The organism is Moorena sp. SIO4E2, from assembly GCF_010671945.1.
GTDB lineage: Bacteria > Cyanobacteriota > Cyanobacteriia > Cyanobacteriales > Coleofasciculaceae > Moorena > Moorena producens.
On sequence record NZ_JAAHIE010001105.1, the window covers coordinates 1 to 1708 of the forward strand.

Annotated in this window: 1 protein-coding gene; it reads left to right on the plus strand. The window is 43.2% G+C overall.

What is annotated here, in order from left to right:
* Nucleotides 1–116: 116 nt before the first annotated feature.
* On the plus strand, nt 117–1586 hold the full coding sequence (locus F6K37_RS41155) for a zinc ribbon domain-containing protein (protein WP_287257051.1): 1470 nt from the start codon (nt 117–119) through the stop codon (nt 1584–1586).
* Nucleotides 1587–1708 lie beyond the last annotated feature (122 nt).

The window sequence follows — 1708 nt, forward strand, 5'->3', positions numbered from 1 at the left end:
AGCCTCGCAATTAAACCCTTAAAAATAGGGATAAATCGGTATTTAATACCACAAAATGGACATTGACATTTACTTAGCGCTAGAGTATAATTGAAGTGTAGAATCCAGCTCTAACGATGCCAAGAAAAGAAGGAGTAACAAAAAGGATATCGACTCAAGTCGTCCCTGTGGCAGGGATGACAAAGTCGGTTGAACTTGAATTGCTGCAGGTAATGAAAAAGCTGGGTATCGTCAGGGCTGAGTCCTACAACAAGCTGGGAAGTATTAACCATTGGGGACTAGATTGGAAAAAGGCGTACCCAGAAGTAAGGAGTTTTAGGACTCCCGAATCCCTGGGACTACCTTCAAAACTAATGGAATGGACGGTCAGTGATGTAGCGAAAGCAATCACAGCCCAACAAGCAGCTTGCACTGAGGCCGTTGTCAAAAGGATTTACAAAAGGTTCTCTGGTACATACAACCAAAAGAGAAGAAAAGAGCTTTGTAGACAGCTCAAAACTTTAGCTTTCCTAGAAAATCCTTTACTACACAGGTTTGTCAGGAAGGAATACCAACGTGGGCATTCTTGGGTTAAGAACCAAATAGTCTATCAACAGGGAGGTTATACCTGTAAGCAACTTTCTCGCAACACTTATCAGTTAGAGTTAGCTGGGTTGAGAAGAGGAAAAAGGAACAAGGTAATCGTTAGATCTAACCGAAAACTGAAAGGACAGATTCGGTTGATACATAATCACGTTTTGCCAAGATTTGAGATTCATTTTCTAGTAGACCATGGAACCGTAGAAATACCATCTGAACTCAAGAGTGTAGGAGTAGACAAGGGATACACCGAAGCTTTCTATGATTCGGATGGTCACGCGCATGGGAAGGGACTAGGGAAAGAAACTACCAAGAAATCAGATAGAATATGTGCCAAGAATCGCAATAGAGGGAAACTATGGGCACTTCATAGAAAGCTAGAGGAACTAAATCCATCTAGATCTGCTCGAATACTGAAAAACAATCTTAGTCGAAAGACAGAAAATAAACGCTACAGACAAAATCAATCGGAACTTAAAGCCATTATAGGAGCCGCTTCTAAATCTCTTTTTAATGGTGAATCGTTGAAAGTTTTTGCGGAAGATTTAACACAACCAATAAAAAATAAACGTCAGTCCAAGGCCATGTCCCGTAAGCTTAATAGTTGGATGAAGGGTCAAATGCGGGACTCCTTACAGAAGTGGGCTAATTGGACTGGGTCGGTTGTTACAGAAGTTCAACCTAGTTACACGTCGCAAATTGACTCCGTGACTGGAACCCTATTAGGGAAAAGGAGCGGGGACAGTTTCACCAGGTTTAATGGGGTCGTGTTACAGGCTGACCACAATGCTGCCAAAAATGTCCTTAGCAGAGGTACGGATCAGGACATTACTCGGTACATGAGTAAGACCGAGGTGCAGGCAGTGTTGTTGCGTCGTACCGCGCGTTTCTTGGAAGGGATGGGACTGAGTTTGCTTGATGCAATTGAGCTTGGATTGCTTGATTGTAAACATGAGCTTTGCTCGGGCTTTCAAGGAACTCCTGGTCGGGATGCCAGGAACGTCTAAATAGATGGGTGGCAGGCTTAACTCCAATTGCCGATGACCACCCCTCACTTAGACCACAATAAAATGCACCTTGACCGTCTTATCCGGGATTATCCCGATTAATTACGGTTTAAGAGTATCCC

Bases quoted from the DNA above. Each gene is read 5' to 3' on its own strand.
- F6K37_RS41155 (WP_287257051.1), top strand. From the start codon at position 117: ATGCCAAGAAAAGAAGGAGTAACAAAAAGGATATCGACTCAAGTCGTC.